General features: G+C 35.7%; 15 protein-coding genes. 8 read left to right on the top strand and 7 right to left on the bottom strand.

What is annotated here, in order from left to right:
- Positions 1-54: 54 nt before the first annotated feature.
- The 4 genes from BHE19_RS07215 to BHE19_RS07200 form a co-directional block, all read right to left on the bottom strand.
- On the bottom strand, positions 55-651 hold the full coding sequence (locus BHE19_RS07215; RefSeq protein WP_070906503.1) for a hypothetical protein: 597 nt from the start codon (positions 649-651) through the stop codon (positions 55-57).
- Entirely contained in the window at positions 638-1,111 is a 474-nt protein-coding gene (locus BHE19_RS07210; RefSeq protein ID WP_070906502.1) for an RNA polymerase sigma factor, read from the bottom strand. Before BHE19_RS07210 ends, BHE19_RS07215 begins: the two co-directional genes overlap by 14 nt.
- 5 nt (positions 1,112-1,116) lie before the next feature.
- Positions 1,117-1,962, bottom strand: a complete 846-nt coding sequence (locus BHE19_RS07205) for an alpha/beta fold hydrolase (protein ID WP_070906501.1) — start codon at positions 1,960-1,962, stop codon at positions 1,117-1,119.
- Positions 1,963-2,618: 656 nt separating this feature from the next.
- Complete coding sequence (locus BHE19_RS07200) at positions 2,619-5,666, bottom strand: leucine--tRNA ligase (protein ID WP_070906500.1); 3,048 nt, start codon at positions 5,664-5,666, stop codon at positions 2,619-2,621.
- Positions 5,667-5,921: 255 nt separating this feature from the next.
- On the opposite strand from BHE19_RS07200, the gene BHE19_RS07195 reads away from it, so the two are divergent.
- The 5 genes from BHE19_RS07195 to BHE19_RS07175 all read left to right on the top strand — a co-directional run bounded on the left by BHE19_RS07195 (position 5,922) and on the right by BHE19_RS07175 (position 10,113).
- Positions 5,922-6,797 carry a cell division protein FtsX gene (locus BHE19_RS07195; RefSeq protein WP_017496229.1) on the top strand — a complete coding sequence of 292 codons (876 nt, stop codon included), beginning with the start codon at positions 5,922-5,924 and terminating at the stop codon, positions 6,795-6,797.
- Positions 6,798-6,879: 82 nt separating this feature from the next.
- Positions 6,880-7,131 (top strand): DUF3098 domain-containing protein, encoded by a 252-nt coding sequence (locus tag BHE19_RS07190; RefSeq protein ID WP_017496230.1) that lies wholly within the window; start codon positions 6,880-6,882, stop codon positions 7,129-7,131.
- Between the two features lie 104 nt (positions 7,132-7,235).
- Positions 7,236-8,033 (top strand): undecaprenyl-diphosphate phosphatase, encoded by a 798-nt coding sequence (locus BHE19_RS07185; protein WP_070906499.1) that lies wholly within the window; start codon positions 7,236-7,238, stop codon positions 8,031-8,033.
- Positions 8,033-8,728 carry a tRNA pseudouridine(55) synthase TruB gene (gene truB / locus BHE19_RS07180; protein ID WP_017496232.1) on the top strand — a complete coding sequence of 232 codons (696 nt, stop codon included), beginning with the start codon at positions 8,033-8,035 and terminating at the stop codon, positions 8,726-8,728. Before BHE19_RS07185 ends, truB begins: the two co-directional genes overlap by 1 nt.
- Positions 8,729-8,814: 86 nt before the next feature.
- Positions 8,815-10,113, top strand: coding sequence for an Ig-like domain-containing protein (locus BHE19_RS07175; protein ID WP_070906498.1), 1,299 nt, complete (start codon positions 8,815-8,817; stop codon positions 10,111-10,113).
- A gap of 985 nt (positions 10,114-11,098) precedes the next feature.
- On the opposite strand, the gene BHE19_RS07165 is transcribed toward BHE19_RS07175, so the two are convergent.
- Both BHE19_RS07165 and BHE19_RS07160 read right to left on the bottom strand, forming a co-directional pair.
- Positions 11,099-11,836, bottom strand: coding sequence for a phytanoyl-CoA dioxygenase family protein (locus tag BHE19_RS07165; protein ID WP_070906496.1), 738 nt, complete (start codon positions 11,834-11,836; stop codon positions 11,099-11,101).
- A gap of 1 nt (position 11,837) precedes the next feature.
- A complete protein-coding gene (locus BHE19_RS07160) occupies positions 11,838-12,452 on the bottom strand; it encodes a thioredoxin family protein (RefSeq protein ID WP_070906495.1) in 615 nt (204 codons plus the stop codon).
- A 187-nt stretch (positions 12,453-12,639) separates the two neighbouring features.
- Here BHE19_RS07160 and pyrH point away from each other — a divergent pair, with 187 nt between their 5' ends.
- From pyrH to BHE19_RS07145, 3 genes are all read left to right on the top strand, one after another.
- Positions 12,640-13,347 carry a UMP kinase gene (pyrH, locus tag BHE19_RS07155; protein ID WP_017496236.1) on the top strand — a complete coding sequence of 236 codons (708 nt, stop codon included), beginning with the start codon at positions 12,640-12,642 and terminating at the stop codon, positions 13,345-13,347.
- 160 nt (positions 13,348-13,507) lie between these two features.
- Positions 13,508-14,071 (top strand): ribosome recycling factor, encoded by a 564-nt coding sequence (gene frr / locus BHE19_RS07150; protein ID WP_017496237.1) that lies wholly within the window; start codon positions 13,508-13,510, stop codon positions 14,069-14,071.
- A gap of 118 nt (positions 14,072-14,189) precedes the next feature.
- A complete protein-coding gene (locus tag BHE19_RS07145) occupies positions 14,190-16,685 on the top strand; it encodes a DUF5686 family protein (RefSeq protein ID WP_070906494.1) in 2,496 nt (831 codons plus the stop codon).
- Positions 16,686-16,981: 296 nt separating this feature from the next.
- Here the strand turns inward: BHE19_RS07145 and BHE19_RS07140 are convergent, their stop codons facing one another.
- Positions 16,982-19,252 carry a cation:proton antiporter gene (locus BHE19_RS07140; protein WP_070906493.1) on the bottom strand — a complete coding sequence of 757 codons (2,271 nt, stop codon included), beginning with the start codon at positions 19,250-19,252 and terminating at the stop codon, positions 16,982-16,984.
- Between the last annotated feature and the right edge of the window lie 228 nt (positions 19,253-19,480).

Genomic DNA, 19,480 nt, shown 5'->3' with positions numbered 1-19,480 from the left:
CATTTTGGCGTCAGGGTATTCCTCAAGTGACTTTACAAAAGCTAAAAAATTTCTCTACAACTCCAATTGCTTATTGACTTCTTCAAATTTCCCAATCAGATCGTTGATTTTTGCTTGCTGTTTTTTAATTTGTTTCGGACGAATGTAAAACCAGTTCACTCCTATCCAAAGTAATACCACTCCATACGTTAGCAACGCATAAACAAGGGGCATTCTCAAAGTATACTCATACATATACAAACCAATCCCGACACCCAATAAAATGAAGTACAAACTTAGAATCGTCGACTGCATAAACTGCTGTTTTTTTCGGATTAGAATCAATCGCTGCAGGTACTCCTGATTGGATTGTGTCGTATCGATATTTTTATAACCGACCAATAATCCATTATAAACACCAACATACATTACCATGGCCACAATCACCAGTACAATTCCTATTTTGGTAGAAATAAATTCCGGTTGATAGTAGTACCAGACAAAAAGAATAAATGCAGTAGTTGCCAAAAGCAAAATATTAGTAATCCACAGATGGCGAAGGCCGGCTGCTTTAAATTCTTTCAATCTCCCCAATAAATCTTTCATATCGGGCTGACTTACGGATTGTTTTTTCCACAAATCTTTGAAATCTATATTGTTATTTTGGTCCATTTTCCTTAAATTTTTGAGTCAGTTTTTCCTTTATCCTGTGAATTTTCACTCTTGTATTTGCTTCCGAAAGCCCGACAATTTTGGCAATTTCAACCTGCTTTACTTCCTCAAGTTCGAGCGAAATAATAATACGTTCCGTTTCAGGCAATTCAGCAATACACTGGTACAAAAACTGGATTTGCGGTTCTAACGATTGTTGTTTCTCTTCCTGCAAATTAACCGGAAGATCTGATTTAAGAAAACGCTTTTCTTTTTCTATTTGCCGCAAACAGTTATTAGAAGCTATCCTAAAAATCCAGGTTCCAATGCCCGACTCGCTTCTAAAAGTGTCCAGTTTTTGCCAGACAATAACAAAAGTCTCCTGAGCCAAATCCTGAGCAATATCATAATCATTAACAAAACCCATGCAAAGCCTGAAAATCCTATCCCAATACGTTTTATAGATAACTTCAAATTCCATTAGTATTATTTTACGAAATTATTCACCTGATTTAAATACCACGCTGCATCATCATACATAATAAAGTGTAACCCTTTACCGGCATATTGAAAATTAGCATTTTTTAAATTTTTATACTGTCCTTCAATAGCAGGTTTTAAATTTACAAAATATGATTCCAGTAAAATCAATGATGGGCATTTTACTTGTGAGATTTTTTCTCTTAAATCAGTATTAGAAAAATCGCAATACATTTCGGCAAATGTTTTTCGGTCTGATTTTACACTCCAGTCTACTATCATATCAATTTTTGAAGCATCCTGAACCAGTCTTGGCATTGTTTTTTTCTGCATGTCCAAAAACTGAGTCTCCGTCATAGCCGTCATCTGATTCACCATTGACGAACAGTCGTTATTTTCTTTTGATTTAAAATTAGGATCCATCAGAGCAGCCATACACGGAAGCGCGTCTACTACAACAATTTTACCAACCAATTCCGGATAATCTGCTGCCAAAGCCAATGCAAATCCTCCGCCCATACTGTGACCAATTACAATTGGCTTTTCGATTTTATTTGTTTTGATGAAGTCTGCAATTTCAGTTTCCCAATTTTTGAAGCTTGCATTCGGCTGTGGTTTCACTCCGGCAAAACCTGCCATGGTAAGTGTATAACAAGTGTGATCTTTTTCTAAATTGGCTCTGGTTTCCTTCCACACATCTCCGGAAGAGGCAAATCCTGGAATAAATACAACGGCTTGTTTTCCTTTTCCGGTTTTAAGAACTTCGAACGGATACGATTTTGTTTGTGCAAATACATTTAAACATACTGCTGAAAATAATAAGGCGATAACTAAGATGATATACTTTTTCATTTTTAATAGATTTAAGTTGTTAAATGGTTTATTAGTTAAATTCGCCTTTTGGATACGAGATGTTTTAAAATGTTACAAATCGTTTTAAAAAAAAACAAAAATTAATCGCCAAATTCCAAATTCCAACCTTCATCTATAGGTCTAAACCCCAATCTTTACAAGGGCTCAGATACTCCAAAAAATTAATTATTTTTTTTTCATAAAAAATATCTTCTCACACGTCAATATCAATTCCGGTCAATACAAAAAAACTATAAAACGGGACTGCCTCAAATATTTATATTCCGCTCCGCTGGAGCTTCTTGATACTGAAAAATTACATTTGCTATAAATATTTTGCTCCGCTGGAGCTGTTTCAAAGAAACTCAGCCCTAGCTTTTCATCCTTACGACGAAGGATACTCGAGCGATAGCGACTGACGAAGTAAATCACATAAGAAACTCTGCAAACCAGCTCGGCAATCTTTGTCGATTAACTAGTGTGATTTCTCCCGTTGGTCGAAATGACAAAAAAATCCCAAATCCCAACAAAAATTAGAATTTGAAATTTCTATATTCAAAATTTGTGCAAATCGTGGCTGAAAAATAAGCGCAAAAAAAATCCCAAACTCCAATCGTAAAATTAGAATTTGGAATTTATAATATTGAAAAATTTATTTATCCTACAAGATTGATAATCTTACCAGGAACAATAATCACTTTATTTGGTGTTTTCCCATCTAATTGACGTAAAGTTCTTTCGTCTTTCATGACAATTTCTTCAATTTGCTCTTTGGTTAAGTCCAAAGGCAATTCGATGGTGAAACGCATTTTTCCGTTGAAAGAAACCGGGTATTCTTTGCTTGTTTCTACCAGATGTTTTGCTTCAAAAACCGGGAAAGAAACTTCTGAAATTGAAGTTGTATTTCCTAATTGCTGCCATAATTCCTCTGCAATATGCGGTGCATAAGGCGAAACTAAAATCGCTAACGGCTCCAAAATGGCTCTCGAATGACAGTTTTGCGCAGACAATTCATTCACACAAATCATAAACTGAGAAACAGAGGTATTGAAAGAAAAACTCTCGATGTCATCTGCCGCTTTTTTAATGGTTTTGTGCAATGATTTTAAATTGTCTTTTGTTGGTTCGTCGTTGTTTACGATTAAACCATTATCATCAAAGTACAATCTCCATAACTTTTTAAGGAAACCAAATACTCCCGAAATACCAGCCGTATTCCAAGGTTTTGCCTGTTCTAACGGTCCTAAGAACATTTCATACAAACGCAGGGTATCGGCTCCGTATTCGTTACAAATATCATCCGGAGTTACTACATTGTACTTTGACTTAGACATTTTTTCAACCTCACGACCTACAATGTATTTTCCATTATCATCTAAAATAAATTCAGCATTCGTGTAATCTTCTCTCCAAGCTTTGAATTTTTCAACATCTAATTCATCAGAAGAGTTTACCATAGAAACATCAACGTGATTTTTCTGAAGAAAGAAATCTGGTTCTTGTCCATCAAAGATATCCTTATTCTCAGAATAAATTTTATCTAAAATTTCATAATACTTATCACCTTGAACAAATATCTCCGAATTAACATAAGTATATCCTCCTGGTAATTTATCTATTTTTTCTTGAATTTCTTTGTAATAAACATATGGAACTAAAAGAGGCTTATTCAGTTCTTTTATATACAGACTTCCTTCAATCTCATACTTCGGAATAACTTTATAAACAAAAGCACTCGTTCCCAAAATCATTCCCTGATTGATCAGTTTTTTGAATGGTTCTTCGGTTGGAGCAAAACCTTTGTCTTTTAAGAATTTGTTCCAGAAACGGGAATATAATAAGTGTCCGGTTGCATGCTCGCTTCCTCCGATATACAAATCAACACTTTCCCAGTACGCTAATGCTTCTTTGCCTGCAAACTCGGGTTCGTTGTGCGCATCCATATAACGCATCCAGTACCATGAACTTCCTGCCCAACCCGGCATGGTATTCAATTCTAAAGGAAAAATCGTTGCATGATCTACTAAATCGGTATTGACAACTTTATTATTTGTGGTGTCCCAAGCCCAAACTGCTGCATTTCCTAATGGAGGCAAACCATCTTCGGTTGGTAAATATTTCTCTACTTCAGGTAAAATAATCGGTAAATGCTGTGCATCAATCATTTTTGGAAGACCATTCACATAATAAACCGGGAATGGTTCACCCCAATAACGCTGACGGGAGAAAACTGCATCACGCAAACGGTAATTGGTTTTTCCAATTCCCTGTCCTAATTTTTCTAACGCCGTAATAGCGGTCTTAGTAGCTTCTTTATAATTTAATCCGTTTAGGAAATCAGAATTTGCGATCTCCACATTGTCTTTCGAACCATAAGCGGCTTCAGAAATATCAACGTTGGCAAAAATATTTTTGATTTCCTGCATTCCGTTCTGACCTTTAAAGAAATTCGCAAAAGCATAATCTCTCTCATCTCCACAAGGAACTGCCATCACTGCACCTGTTCCGTATCCCGCCAAAACATAGTCCCCAATCCAAACCGGAATTGGTTCTTTCGTAAATGGATGCTCTGCATAAGCACCTGTAAATACTCCCGAAATGGTTTTTACATCAGCCATACGCTCGCGCTCGGAACGTTTTGCTGTTTTTTCGATATACGCTTCAACTGCCTCTTTTTGTTCCGGACTTGTAATTTTAGCCACCAAATCATGTTCCGGTGCCAAAGTCATAAAAGTTACTCCAAAGATGGTATCAGGGCGGGTTGTGAAAACATCAATTACTTCATCGTGATTTTTCAATTTAAAAGTAACCATTGCGCCTACCGATTTTCCAATCCAGTTTCTTTGCGATTCTTTGATAGACTCGCTCCAGTCGATTTCATTTAAACCTTGAAGCAAGCGCTCTGCATAAGCTGAAATACGCATACTCCATTGGGTCATTTTTTTACGAATTACCGGAAATCCACCACGTTCTGAAACACCGTTTACGATTTCATCATTGGCTAAAACCGTTCCTAAACCGGGACACCAGTTTACTTCTGTTTCTGCCAAATAAGTCAATCTGTATTGTAAAAGGATTTTCTCCTGTTGGTCAGCCGATAAAGCATTCCACTCCTCAGCTGAGAAAGTTCCGATATTATCATCAGAAACTGCATTTACATTTACATTTCCTTCTTTTTCAAAAAGAGCAACTAAAGTTGTTATATCTTCTGCCTGGTCAACATTCTTGTTATACCAGGAATTAAACAACTGGATAAAAATCCATTGTGTATGTTTATAATAGTCCGGATTTGAAGTTCGTACTTCACGCCCCCAGTCAAATGAAAATCCAATTTTATCCAACTGTTTTCTGTATCCTGCTATTTGTTTTCCTTCTTTATCTACTCCCCCGTCAATATTAACACGTGTAGTATCTTCCGGACGCTGCCCGGTTTGAATCGCATACTGTTCTGCCGGCAATCCAAAACTGTCGTACCCCATTGGATGCAAAACATTGAAACCCTGATGCCTTTTGAAACGAGAATAAACATCTGAAGCAATATAACCCAGCGGATGTCCTACGTGTAATCCTGCCCCGGATGGGTACGGAAACATATCCAACACATAATGTTTGGGTTTTTCAGAATTATTCTTTGCGGCAAAAGTTTGGTTTTCGGCCCAATATTTTTGCCATTTGGCTTCTATTTCGTTTGGATTGTATTTCATTTCTAAGTGACTAAGATTCTAAGTTACTAAGGTTCTAAGCTTTTCACTAAATTAATTAAGCCGCAAATTTACATTTATTACAGATTGTAACAAAAGTATTTTAATACATAAAAATAAATTACAAATTCTTCATTTTTATCAAGATAAAATACAAGTCTAAAATTGCTTATATTGTACGAAAGTTAAAACTTTGGCCGTTATTAACTTCATATAAAGAAATTCTTTATTATTTTTACCCCATAATTTAAGCAAACTATGAGTTCTAACTTTGATAAATTTCAAAAGCGCAGGTTAATTTCCTCTTATTTTTCGGTTGTATTAAGTGTATTTCTGGTTTTATTCCTACTAGGAGTACTGGGATTATTCATTATCAATTCTAAAAAACTGGCTAATGATTTTAAAGAAAAAATTGCCATGACGGTTTTCTTTAAAAACGAGGCTAATGACAGCGTGATAAAAGCTTTCAATACGGAACTAAAAAGAGCGCCTTTTGCCAGATCATTCGTTTATGTAACAAAAGAAAAAGCGGCAAAAGAACACACTGACATTATCGGAGAAGATTTCCTGACTTTCTTAGGTGAAAACCCTTTATTGAATTCTTACGACATTCACCTAAAAGCGGATTATGTTGAAAGAGACAGTATCCTGAAAATAGAAAGCAAACTACGTCAGAACACCATGATTGAAGATATTGTTTATGATAAACAATTGGTTAATCTGGTAAATGACAATATCAAAAAAGTAAGTATGTGGATTTTGATTATCAGTGGTTTCCTTGCGGTTATTGCTGTTCTACTAATCAACAGTTCGTTACGTTTATCTATTCATTCGAATCGTTTTATCATCAAAACGATGCAAATGGTTGGTGCAACAAAATCGTTTATCCGTAAGCCATTTGTAATGCGCAGTGTAAAATTAGGAATGTTAGGTGCCGGTCTGGCTATTATTGCCCTTATCGGACTTTTGTTCTATGTAGAAACTAATTTCCCGGGCTTGGGTATTTTAGAAGATAAAGCCTTAATTGGACTGGTGTTATTAGCCGTATTCGGATTAGGAGTTTTGATTACCTGGGTAAGTACTCACTTTGCCACACAACGTTTCCTAAACTTAAGAACTGACGATCTTTATTAATTTCAGATCGCAGATTATAGATTATAGATTTTAGATTTAAAAAAATACCTTCGACTTTGCTCGGGCTCACAAAAGAAATAAAATGAAAAACAACAATAAAGAAGAACACGCACCAAAACAAGAATTCCTTTTTGACGGAATCAACTACAAAATTCTATTAATTGGAATTGGAGTTATTGCCTTAGGCTTTATCTTAATGTCTGGCGGAGGGAGCAACGATCCGAATGTGTTTAATGAAGATGTATTTAATTTCAGACGTATTCGTTTGGCTCCAACTACAGTTTTAATCGGTTTTGGAATCACGATTTATTCTATTTTCAAAAAATCCAAATAGACTTTATTTAGACTCCTTAGACTTCTTAGATCTTTAGATTATTCAAATAATCTTTTATAAAATCTAAGAAGTCTAAGGAGTCTAAAATCTAACAATCTTATTAAATGAATACATTACAAGCTATCGTTCTTGCTATTATTGAAGGCATCACTGAATTTTTGCCTGTTTCTTCAACTGGTCACATGATTATTGCCTCTTCCTTTTTCGGAATTGCTCATGAAGATTTCACTAAACTTTTCACCATTGTCATTCAGCTTGGCGCGATACTTTCGGTAGTGGTTTTGTATTTCAAACGATTCTTTCAAACACTTGATTTTTATTTTAAACTTTTAGTTGCCTTTGTTCCGGCTGTCGTATTAGGTTTATTGCTAAGTGATTTTATCGATAGCTTATTAGAAAATCCTGTTACAGTTGCTATTTCTCTTTTGATAGGAGGTTTAATTTTACTAAAAGTTGACGAGTGGTTCAACCATCCAAATGCAACTGAAAGTTCTTCTGAAATTACCTATTTACAAGCTTTTAAAATTGGTTTATTCCAGTGTATTGCTATGATTCCGGGAGTTTCAAGAAGCGGGGCCAGTATTGTAGGCGGAATGTCTCAAAAATTATCCCGTACCACAGCAGCAGAATTCTCTTTCTTTTTGGCCGTTCCAACCATGTTGGGTGCGACAGTAAAAAAATGTTATGATTATTACAAAGCCGGATTCGAACTGTCTCACGATCAGATTAACATACTGGTAATTGGAAATGTCGTTGCTTTTATTGTAGCGCTTCTGGCAATCAAATCCTTTATTGGATTTTTGACTAAAAACGGATTTAAAGTTTTTGGTTACTATAGAATCATAGCAGGAATCGTTCTGTTGCTGATTCACTTTTTCATTCATCCTCTTACGATTATATAATGACTCCTGAAGAATATCTAAACGGACAGGTTTTACTGATTGACAAACCTTTAAAATGGAGTTCGTTTCAAGCTGTCAATAAATTAAAATATCTTTTAATTAATAAAGTCGGACTTCCTAAAAAGTTCAAAATTGGTCATGCCGGAACTTTAGATCCTTTGGCAACTGGCCTATTGCTAATCTGCACAGGAAAGTTTACCAAAAGAATTTCCGAACTACAGGGGCAGGCAAAAGAATATACCGGAACATTTTACATTGGAGCTACTACTCCATCTTACGATTTAGAAACCGAAATCGATCAGACTTTTCCAACTGATCATATTGACGAAACACTGATTCATGAAACGGTGAAACAATTTTTAGGTGAAATTGACCAAAAACCACCTATTTTCTCTGCGATAAAAAAAGACGGTGTTCGTTTGTACGAGCATGCGCGTGCAGGAGAAACAGTAGAAATTGCCAGCAGAAAAACGACCATTCATGAATTCGAAATTACCCGAATCGCTTTACCTGAAGTAGATTTCAGAGTGGTTTGCAGTAAAGGTACTTATATTCGCTCTCTGGCTTTTGATTTTGGAAAAGCTATGAATTCGGGATCGCATTTAACTGTTTTACGCCGAACTAAAATTGGCGATTACGATGTGAAAAATGCTATTGATATTACACTTTTTGAAGAAAGTCTTCAGCAGGAATAAAGCATAACTTTTTTTTCAAGCCCCTTTAAGCAAGGTCGTGTCTTTTTCTTTTTTTGTACTTTAGTCGCAAGATTAAAAACCAAAACATGAAAAACCACTTTCTACTACTATTGTTTTTCTTCACAATCACATCAAACAGTCAAACCGTTAATCAAAAAATGGTTTCCACTGATATTGATAATTTTTGGAAGGCTTACGATAAAATTGTCGCCGAAAAAGACAGCATCAAACAATACTCTTTTTTAAAAGAACTCTACCTGGACAAAGCTACTCCGGGCTTAAAAAGCTTGCTCGAGGTTCGAAATTATACTGCCAAAGACTACATCAATGCCATAAATAAATATCCTAAATTCTGGAATTCATTAAAACCAAACACTTTAAATTCCGCCGGACTTTATCCGGAAATTGATGCCGACATCAATAAACTAAAACAAGCCTATCCCGATTTAAAACCATCCACTATTTATTTTTCTATTGGTGTATTTCGAACAAACGGAACCATTCAGGGAGATCGTGTTTTAATTGGAAGCGAACTGAGTCTGGCAGATGAAACTACCGTTATAGAAGAACTCCCAGCCTGGAGACAACCCTTTTACAAAGAATACGAGCCGAGAAAAAACATTGCCCTGCTCTGCACGCATGAATATGTGCATACTCAGCAAAAAGAGCTGGTCGAGGATTTGCTTTTGATGTGTCTTTACGAAGGTGTTGCCGAATTTGTTTCCTGCAAAGTAACCCATAAAAAATCAAGCTCTCCTGCAATTGAATTCGGGAAAAGCAATCAGCAAAAAGTAATCGATCAGTTCATCGCAGATTTGTACATCAAAAGCAACAATTACAACTGGATCTGGGGAGAAAACAGAAACTTTTTAAAAGTTAGAGATCTGGGATATTATGTAGGTTATGAAATTTGCGAACGTTACTACAATTCATCCAAAGACAAAGCAAAAGCAATAAAGACCTTAATTGAACTAGATTACCACAATGAAAAAGAAGTGGCACGCATAGTAGATGGTACCAAATTGTTTCCGCAAAATCTAAAAAAATTACGTCAGAATTACGAAAAACAAAGACCTCGCGTTGTATCTGTCTCTGCATTTAAAAACGGAAGTCAAAAAGTAAAATCGGGAGAAACTGAAATTACGATTACTTTTTCGGAACCTTTAAACGGACGCAGTACAGGTATTGATTTTGGCCCGCTTGGTGAAAACTTTTTTCCAAGAATAAGCACAGAAAGAATCTGGTCATCGGATATGAAATCCTGGACTATAAAAGCGGATTTAAAACCCGGCCAACATTACCAAATTTTAATTTCGGATAATTTCAGAAAACAAAACGGAGTGAGGCTAAAACCTTTTTTAATCGATTTTAAAACTGCGGAGTAAAATTTTAAACCCATTTTAGAAAATACTGAAAGCCCAAAAGCATCAGTATGGTGCAACACACTATAAAACAAATTTAAAAATAAGTAACGCCCTGAAAGAGCAAAGAATTTCAACCCTATTTTACAAAAAAGGCTGAAAGCCTAAAAGCATCAGTATGGTGCAACGCACTATAAAACAGATTTAACAACAAGTAATGCCCTGAAAGAGCAAAAGCAAACAAAGAAACCTGTAGATCAATAAATTTTATCAGAAAACATAACACAAAAGACTGGGTGAGTACTTTTTTTCTTTGTCTGTAGTCTTTTGCCCTTACAGGGCACAAATAATCATTATCTTCATTCATAGTGCAAAGCACTATGCTATGGCTGGAGCTCTTTCAGAGTAACCTGCTTAAATAACCTTACATGGCGAAGATTCTAAGCTATATTCTAAATCTCTTGTCAGATGCTATTTTTCATTATTTTTTACAGCACAGATTTACATATTGATCAATAAATTCAACATATACAAAAAGAGTCTTGATTATTTTGTCTTGATCTCAAAGTCCAAATCTGCTGAATTCAAAAACAAAAAGCACATTACTTCAGGAATACCCATAGCAATGTGCCAACTTCTTACAAAGTAGTTCTATTTCATAAGCTCTGTTTTTTGAAGTTAATAATGAGATATACTCTTTCCTCCAAACAACAAGCCCGAAACAAAATCGTAAAATCTTTCGAATAACTTTTTCATGATAGTGTAATTTTTAGTTGTTAAACATTAAATAAACACCAATAAAAAGAGTAAATAAGAAAATGAATAATAGAAGTGGGATGACTCCTGCAAGTTACAAAAAATTGAAGCAACACAAAATATTTTAGCATCTTTTTTATTACTAAAATTCTTATTTACAGCGAAATACCCGAAAAACAAGGCTGTTCAACGATTTATTTCTTAAAAACTTAAGGAATCTATTTCAACACTCTTAATCACCATTATCGACTTACTAAATATCAAAAAGCTGTTTGTTTGTAAGCTTCTCCAAGATTTTTGCTGATGGTAAATTATCTTTATCAATAAAAGTTTTCATTACAGGAATATTATCGCAAAAAATGATATCCAGAGAAAATCTATCCTTTCCATAAATACCACGATGAATCATATTGGCAGAAAAAACCAATAAATCTCCCCGATTTAATCTTACAATTTCTCCACGTTTTAAATCGTCACTTTGGAGACGGCCGTTCAAAGAATTTCTAACCTCAAACTCTTCCGGTAAATCCCATTCGCGATGTGTTTTTGGAATCAATTCAATTCCTCGTTCACTTTTCAGGGGAATCCTGAAGTGAACTACATTTTGAGTTTTGATGGCCTTCTTTTGATCTTCAACAGACATTCCTGTATATTGTATGTCACGATGCCAATAATTCTTCCGGGTTTCCTCTTTTGGATCAAAAAAAAGCTGGGTGTTCAAAAAAACAGGCGGTTTAGGAAAGATAATACTTCGTATTTCTTCAAATTTGGTTTGAGTTATGAATTCAAAAAGACGTGTTTTTTCTTCCTCCTTTAAACAATCTCCCTTGGTCAGGCTGTGACTGTTTATAGCCCCTTTTTCATAACTTATTTCATTATCATGCAACCAGATTTCGTGAAATTTAATGAGTACTTTTTCAATAGCTGCCAGTTCATTTTCCGAAAAGAAATCCTTCAGAAACATATATCCGTTTTGCTCAAAATTATTCATATTACTCCCTAATTTCGAGTGCACGCATGATATCCATAAGTTCGTTTTGAGTACTCAATCCTTTATCAGCCAGATACCACAATTGCAAATCAGTTTTGATTTTTTCATCAATTACGCCAAACTCTTTTTTATAGTTTACCAATAATTCAGCAGCACCTTTGGGTCTAGGTCCCCAGTCAGCGCGGGCTATTCCGGTTTCTTTACAAATCACAATTACTTTTGGAATGGCCCTCCCGCCATTGGTCAGGTATTGATTCATCAGAGGCTCATTCTCATCACGAAAAACGATTCGGAGATCTATTTTTTTATGTGAAGCTAAAGCCATCTTATTAATAATAGGAAGTATTTGTGCCGCGTCACCACACCAGCCTTCAGAAATCACCAGCCAGATATAATTGTGCTTTACCTTTTCTAATTCGGAAACTACCTCATCGGAAACTTTCATGGTTTTCTCCAGTCGGTTCATCCTGGCCTCATTCAGCTTACTGTAATTGGTTAAGCTTTCGGATTGTTCATTGCCTGTTGATTTCCCTTCCAGTAATAAATCGGTAACTATTTTTCGATATTCGGTATACGAATGACTGTTGAATAATGATTTCGCTATGGTACTTTTCATATTTAGTTTTTTTGAGTTGTATAAAATTACAACTTTTAAGAGGACTTAAAGAATGACTTTTGTCACATTCGGAGAAATCCGAAAAAACGGTATAAATTCAAAACGAAAAGAACTATTATTTTTTTTAAAACATTATTTCTAAAAATCAGAATATGTCTATATTTGCACAAATTAACGCAACACACAAATGAAATATAAAAGAATTCTTCTAAAACTTAGCGGCGAAGCCTTAATGGGTGATTTACAATACGGTATTGACCCTAAAAGATTAGCCGAATATGCTGAAGAGATTAAGCAAATTCACAGTAAAGGAGTAGAAATTGCTATTGTAATTGGAGGAGGAAATATTTTTAGAGGCGTTGCAGGTGCAAGTGCCGGTATGGATAGAGTACAAGGCGATTATATGGGAATGCTTGCTACCGTAATTAACGGAATGGCTTTGCAGGGGGCACTTGAAGACAAAGGAATGAAAACGCGTTTGCAGACTGCTTTGAAAATGGAGTCTATTGCAGAACCTTACATTAAAAGAAGAGCAGACCGTCATCTTGAAAAAGGAAGAATTGTAATTTTTGGTGCCGGAACCGGAAATCCATATTTTACAACTGATACAGCGGCCGTTTTAAGAGGAATTGAAATCAATGCAGATGTCATCTTAAAAGGAACCCGTGTAGATGGTGTTTATGATTCTGATCCGGAAAAAAATGCATCGGCTGTGAAATTTGATTTTATTTCGTTTGATGATGTTCTTAAAAAAGGACTAAACGTTATGGATACTACCGCTTTTACTTTAAGCCAGGAGAACAAATTGCCAATCGTTGTTTTTGATATGAACAAAATTGGTAATCTTTTGAAAATCTGTGAAGGTGAAAACGTTGGAACGGTAGTTAACATTTAGACTACTTAGATTGTTAGAATTTTAGATCATTAGATTTTTATAAATTTTGACAATGTTTACAAAGTATTCGTAAAAATAAAATATATTAGTTAGTAAATTAGAGGAGTATTTTCGTTAAAACTTGAAAACCCAATCCTCTAAAATCTAAAAATCTAAAAAAATGACGGAAGAAATAGAATTTATATTAGACAGTACGGAGGAATCTATGAACGGTTCGATTGCGCACTTAGAGAAAGAATTTCTTAACATTCGTGCAGGAAAAGCTTCTCCGGCAATGTTAGGAAGTGTTTTTGTAGATTACTACGGAGCTGCAACACCACTTTCTCAAGTGTCAAAAATTAGCGTTCCTGATGCCAGAACAATTACACTACAGCCTTTTGAAAAAAACATGCTTCAAGTAATTGAAAAAGCAATCATGATCGCCAACATTGGTTTTAACCCAATGAACAACGGAGATGTTATCATCATCAGTGTTCCGCCTTTAACAGAGGAACGTCGTAAAGAACTGGCTAAACAAGCGAAAGCTGAAGCAGAAGATGCTAAAATTGGGGTTCGTAACGTACGTAAGGATGCTAATACCGATATCAAAAAACTAGAAAAAGAAGGAACTTCTGAAGATATTTGCAAATCAGCTGAGGAGCAGGTTCAGAATTTAACCAATACTTACATCAAAAAAATCGATGAATTACTGGCTGCTAAAGAAGCCGAAATCATGAAGGTGTAATTCTATTCAACACAAAATAAAATCCGTTTAGTTAAATTATACTGAACGGATTTTTTTTATTGTTATTTTTGCATACCAAAAGTACAAGTTGTCCGTTTTTGAAACTATAACATTCTCTATGAAGCTATTCTGTTTGTTGACTTTGTTTTTCACGCTTACCATTCAGGCACAATTTCAAATAAACGGAATTGTAACGGACTCTAATAACAAACCGCTTCCTTTTGCTACTATTACAACTTCCGACAGTAATAACACAATTACGGATGTTGACGGAAAGTTTATTCTAAAAGCTCTTTCAAAACCGGAGACTTTTACCGTTTCTTACATTGGTTTTCAAACGAAGACAATTCTAATTACGGACCACAAAACTTTTTACCCCGTTTTTCTTTTTCAAAAAACCGACGATTTGAAGGAGGTCGTGGTTTCAAATGAAAATCCGGCCCTCACGATAATTAAGAAGGTCATTGCGAATAAAAACAAAAACAATCCACAAAAAAAACTGAACAGTTTCGAATACAAAAGCTACAATAAACTTATTGTAACAGCGAATCCTGATTCTATTGACGGCAGAATTGACTCTACAGCCACGTACAAAAATTTCGACAAAAAGCGTATTAATATTGATTCTTCGGATTATAAATTCAAAGAAATAATTAGCAAGCAGCACTTGTTTCAAACCGAGAAAGTTTCACAATACCAGTTTGGCAACAACAAACTGAAAGAAACGATACTGGGAACCAAAATGTCCGGGTTTAAACAACCTATTTATGAGGTTATTGCTTTTAATCTCCAATCGATTTCGATTTACGATCCGAAATACGAACTGTTTGAAACGAAATACGAAAATCCAATTTCGAATAGTGCTCCTCAAAGTTACAATTACAAGATTCTGGACACAGTAACTATAAAAGGACGTGAAACGTACATGATTTACTTCAAAAACAAACAAAGAAGAAAGTCATCCGGTTTAGAAGGGGTTTTGTATATCGATCAGGAGAATTTTGCTATAGCCAAAGCGGTAATGCGTATCAAAGGGGTTCTCGACATTAGCGGAATTCATGAATTTGAATATGTACCGAGTGAAAAAATATGGTTCCAAAGCAACACTACCTTTAAAATTGTTAAAGGAAAAAACGATGATGATATTAAAATTTTAGGTGGAACCATTCAGTTTGACGGAGATGTTGAGGATAATTTTGAACCCCGAAAAAAATCGGCTTCCGATTTTACTTATCTGCTATCTGAAAGTAACAATTTTGACATTCACTATAACACTACTGCCCCTATAAAAGATCCGGCACTTTACATTGAAATTAAAGATGATGCCAACAAAAAACCGGAAGCCTTCTGGGAAGAATACAGAAAAGAGGATCTTGACTTAAAAAGCCAGAGAACCTATCAGTTAATTGACAGTCTTTCGATAAAGAAAAGAATCGAAAATCGTTTGGGACTTGGGCGAAAAATCATCAATGGCTATTTCCCGATTGGACCTGTTGATCTGGATTTAAAAAAGATTATCAGTTACAACAATTACGAAGGTTTCAGACTGGGGCTTGGCGGTATTACCAATGATCGTTTTTCTAAAAACTTCAGAATTGAGGGATACTCGGCTTACGGTACAAAAGACGGTCAGCACAAATACAGTCTGGGAGCAGGATTTTTATTGGACAAAAACACCAATACCTGGGTAAACGGATATTATACCGATGATGTTCGGGAAATTGCGAGTACCGTTTTTGCTGTTGACAAACGTGTTTTCAAAATTTACGATCCGCGTCCGATCAACATTAGTACTTTTTATCAATATGTGGGCTGGAAAGCTAATATACAGACCAAAATTATTCCTAAAACAGAAGCCGTAGTGGAATTTTCGAGAACTTATGTCGAGCCCAAATTTGATTATCTTTTTAATTACAATGGAAAGCTGTATTCGGATTATATTATGACTACAGCAATGGTTTCGATCGTATGGGCTCCTTTTAGTGCTTTTATGCAAACTCCAACCGGGAGAAGTGAAACCGATAAAAGATTTCCAAGGTTTACTTTTCAGTACACACAATCATTACCTAATGTGATGGAAAACGATTTTACTTTTGGGAAAATAGATTTCAAAGCTGAATACGAGAAGAAATACCTAAACGGTCAAAAAACGAGTTTGCTTTTGCAGGGAGGTTATGCTACGGGCGATGTTCCCATTACCCATCTTTACAATACCATGCCCAACAACTTAACAAAGGAAACCATTATCCAGCGTATTACCTTTGCCGGACGAAACAGTTTTGAAACGATGTTTTTTAATGAGTTTTTCTCCAGTCAATATGTCTTCTTTCAACTTAAACATGGTTTTGACCGAATCAGAATCCTCAAAAAAGTACGTCCTTCTTTAGTATTGGTAACGAGAATGGCATGGGGAAATATGGAAAATCCGCAACAGCATGTAGGTCCAATCTATAAAACTTTAGACAGAGGCTTTTTTGAATCCGGAATCGAACTAAACAAAATTTACAAAGGCATTGGTTTCGGCGGCTTTTATCGATATGGCCCGAACCAGTTAATGAAATTTGAAGATAACATTGCCGTTAAAATTTCTTATGTTTTGGATTTGGGGCTATAAATATTAAATTCCAATTCTTTTAAATCCCAAATTCCAATGTGACGTATCGTTTCGTTCCGAAGAAAGGAGCAAGCATAATAAAATCCGTGCAAATCAGCGTTTTCGCAAAGCGAATCTGTTTCATCTGCGTGCCTAAAAGAAAAGTCTTAAATTCCAAATTCCAATTGGAGGCTTCGTTTTGTTTCAACAGAAAGAGAAAACACAAAGAAGTAAGAAAACAAAAAATCCCAAACTCCAACAAAATTGGGATTTGGGATTTGAGATTTGGTATTTAAAAAAACTGTAATTTAATTCCTCTATGGTTTTAAGATCAATACCGAAGGGGTATTGTTCAACCAGGTACTCTGAGATTCTATTAATTTCTTCCAGCTGTCTAAACTGATAATCATTAAATTTTGAGTTTCTAAAAATTCTTTCTTAATCGTCCGGTCGTGCATGATCATAATGTGATTCGGCGCAATCTGTTCGATAGAACGAATCGTTTCCTGAATATCTCTGGTACTTTTTACTTCCCCACTGGCATCCAGGACGGTAATCTGAGACCCGTTGTTATTGATTAATTTTTTGGCATAATCAATTAAAAAAGCATCTTCCTTACTAAAAACCGGCATAAAAACCTGATTGATTTCTTCCAGGTTTTTATCAATAAAGATTCCTACCGGCATTTTGCTTTTTGCAATAATATGACGTGTTCTTTCGTCAAAAGGAGAATTTTCAAACAACCCTTCTTTTCCGGTAAACTTATCAATTAAGCGGTCCGGGTTTACGATTCTGGTCGTAAATCCAAGAATTTTCCCCAGTAAGGTTCCTTCAAAAATAGACTGCCCTAATCCGACTAATAATAAATCATATTCTCCCTGATTTGCTGTATCAATAATATCAGTATCAATATCATTTGTTACTTTAAAAACGCTAACCATATTCTGATTCAGACGTTCTGATTCTTCGACGACCGGCAACAACATTTTGCGCTCATGGTCTTTTATATCAAACGAATGTATTTCGGTACTTAACGACAAATGCATGGCTGTTACAATCGAATTATCGGCTTGTTTTTTAACCAGACTGTTGGCCAGTTTAAGCAGTTTTTTTCCTTTTTCAGGTGTTGCAAAAGAAAGCAGGATTTTATACTTGCTTTTATTTCCTATTTCCTGCGGAATGGCGGTTACCTTATCTTTAAATATAAAATCTATTAAATCCAGTGCCGGACCAGTCATAAACGTAGTTACCAAAGCCATAATAACCATCATGGTAAAAATTTCTGTTGACAGAACCCCTAAGTCGTAACCAATGTTTAGAACCACAAGCTCCATCAAACCACGCGTATTCATTAAAGCTCCGATCGCCAAACTGTCTTTCCAGCTTTGTCCGACAAATTTCGCTGCAAAGGCACTTCCGAAGAACTTTCCAGCTACGGCTACTCCGATAATTACGGCAGTTACCTTCCATAAATACGGATCGTTCAACAAACCAATTTGTGTGCGTAAACCGGTAAACACAAAGAACAATGGCAATAAAACGATGATCGCAACATCCTCTACTTTTTCGATAAAAATATTTCTGAAGGTGTTGTTTTCAGGCATAATGGCTCCGGCTAAAAAAGCGCCAAACAAAGCGTGAATTCCGATAAGTTCGGCAGCGTATGCAGAGAACAACAATGTTAGAAAAAAGATGGCAACCACAGGTTTATTCAAGCTCTCGCGTGTTGAATTTAAATCCCCTACACGTTTTAAAAACGGACGAACTATTTTCAGCATGACAATTACATACAATAATGCCAGACCAATTACATACAAAGCACTTGTAAACGAACCTGCTTTTACAATAGCAATTACTACTGCCAAAATACACCATGCCGTAATATCATCGGCAGCGGCACACGTAATGGCGATAGTTCCGAGTTTTGTTTTTTGCATTCCGCGCTCCTGCACTATACGCGCAAGAACCGGAAATGCCGTAATACTCATCGCAATTCCCATAAACAGTCCGAAAGAGGCAAACTCCACCCCAACCGGAGCAAAAGTATGGTAGATAAAATAAGCTAATGAAAGACCCAGGGCAAAAGGGATTACAATACTCGCGTGACTTATAACTACAGCATCATGTGCTTTGTTTTTCAAAACTTTCAAATCCAATTCCATGCCAATCACAAACATGAAAAGAATCAAACCAATCTGACTTAAAAATTGCAGATTCCCTAAAGATTCTTTTGGAAATAAAGCAGCTGAAAATTCAGGAAAATACATTCCGACCAAAGAAGGTCCTAAAACAATTCCGGCAATCATTTCTCCAATTACGGAAGGCTGTCCTATTTTTCTAAAAAACCATCCGAACAAACGGGCTACTAAAATAATAGTCACGATCTGTGCTAATAAAATAGCCAAAGGATGCTGTAGGTTTTCTATCATCGAATGAAGAAAATCATTCCAGTGGTTGCTTTCTATTTTTTTATGAACGACTCCGCGTCCGGCCTCAAGTGAAACCCCTTTTGAAATTACCCAATAGATCAGGCCTGTAAAACCACCAATAACCGTAATGTAAAACAAGGAGTTTTTTAGATTATTCATAACTCGTTTTTTAGATTTATTGCTGCAAATATCAACACTCCAACTGTAGTGCAAAAGTAAATTTACAGCTAATTTTCAATCCATGTAACAAGTCCGAAAAACTTTGTAATAAGTTAATAACGACAGCTAAAACGATTGTGATTCTGAGCGAAGTCGAAAGCTTTTCTAACTAAAAAAAGGGGGGGGCTTCGACTTCGCTCAGCCTGACATGACTTCACTCAGCTGGAC

It is taken from the genome of Flavobacterium tructae (assembly GCF_001853485.1).
Classification (GTDB): Bacteria; Bacteroidota; Bacteroidia; order Flavobacteriales; family Flavobacteriaceae; genus Flavobacterium; species Flavobacterium tructae.
Note: the sequence above shows the minus strand (reverse complement) of the source record. Positions and strands in the feature narration are given on the sequence as shown.

Bases quoted from the DNA above. Each gene is read 5' to 3' on its own strand.
- pyrH (WP_017496236.1), top strand. From the start codon at position 12,640: ATGAAATATAAAAGAATTCTTCTAAAACTTAGCGGCGAAGCCTTAATG.
- BHE19_RS07175 (WP_070906498.1), top strand. From the start codon at position 8,815: ATGAAAAACCACTTTCTACTACTATTGTTTTTCTTCACAATCACATCA.
- BHE19_RS07195 (WP_017496229.1), top strand. From the start codon at position 5,922: ATGAGTTCTAACTTTGATAAATTTCAAAAGCGCAGGTTAATTTCCTCT.
- BHE19_RS07185 (WP_070906499.1), top strand. From the start codon at position 7,236: ATGAATACATTACAAGCTATCGTTCTTGCTATTATTGAAGGCATCACT.
- BHE19_RS07160 (WP_070906495.1), bottom strand. From the start codon at position 12,452: ATGAAAAGTACCATAGCGAAATCATTATTCAACAGTCATTCGTATACC.
- BHE19_RS07165 (WP_070906496.1), bottom strand. From the start codon at position 11,836: ATGAATAATTTTGAGCAAAACGGATATATGTTTCTGAAGGATTTCTTT.
- BHE19_RS07140 (WP_070906493.1), bottom strand. From the start codon at position 19,252: ATGAATAATCTAAAAAACTCCTTGTTTTACATTACGGTTATTGGTGGT.
- BHE19_RS07190 (WP_017496230.1), top strand. From the start codon at position 6,880: ATGAAAAACAACAATAAAGAAGAACACGCACCAAAACAAGAATTCCTT.
- BHE19_RS07145 (WP_070906494.1), top strand. From the start codon at position 14,190: ATGAAGCTATTCTGTTTGTTGACTTTGTTTTTCACGCTTACCATTCAG.
- truB (WP_017496232.1), top strand. From the start codon at position 8,033: ATGACTCCTGAAGAATATCTAAACGGACAGGTTTTACTGATTGACAAA.
- frr (WP_017496237.1), top strand. From the start codon at position 13,508: ATGACGGAAGAAATAGAATTTATATTAGACAGTACGGAGGAATCTATG.
- BHE19_RS07200 (WP_070906500.1), bottom strand. From the start codon at position 5,666: ATGAAATACAATCCAAACGAAATAGAAGCCAAATGGCAAAAATATTGG.
- BHE19_RS07215 (WP_070906503.1), bottom strand. From the start codon at position 651: ATGGACCAAAATAACAATATAGATTTCAAAGATTTGTGGAAAAAACAA.
- BHE19_RS07210 (WP_070906502.1), bottom strand. From the start codon at position 1,111: ATGGAATTTGAAGTTATCTATAAAACGTATTGGGATAGGATTTTCAGG.
- BHE19_RS07205 (WP_070906501.1), bottom strand. From the start codon at position 1,962: ATGAAAAAGTATATCATCTTAGTTATCGCCTTATTATTTTCAGCAGTA.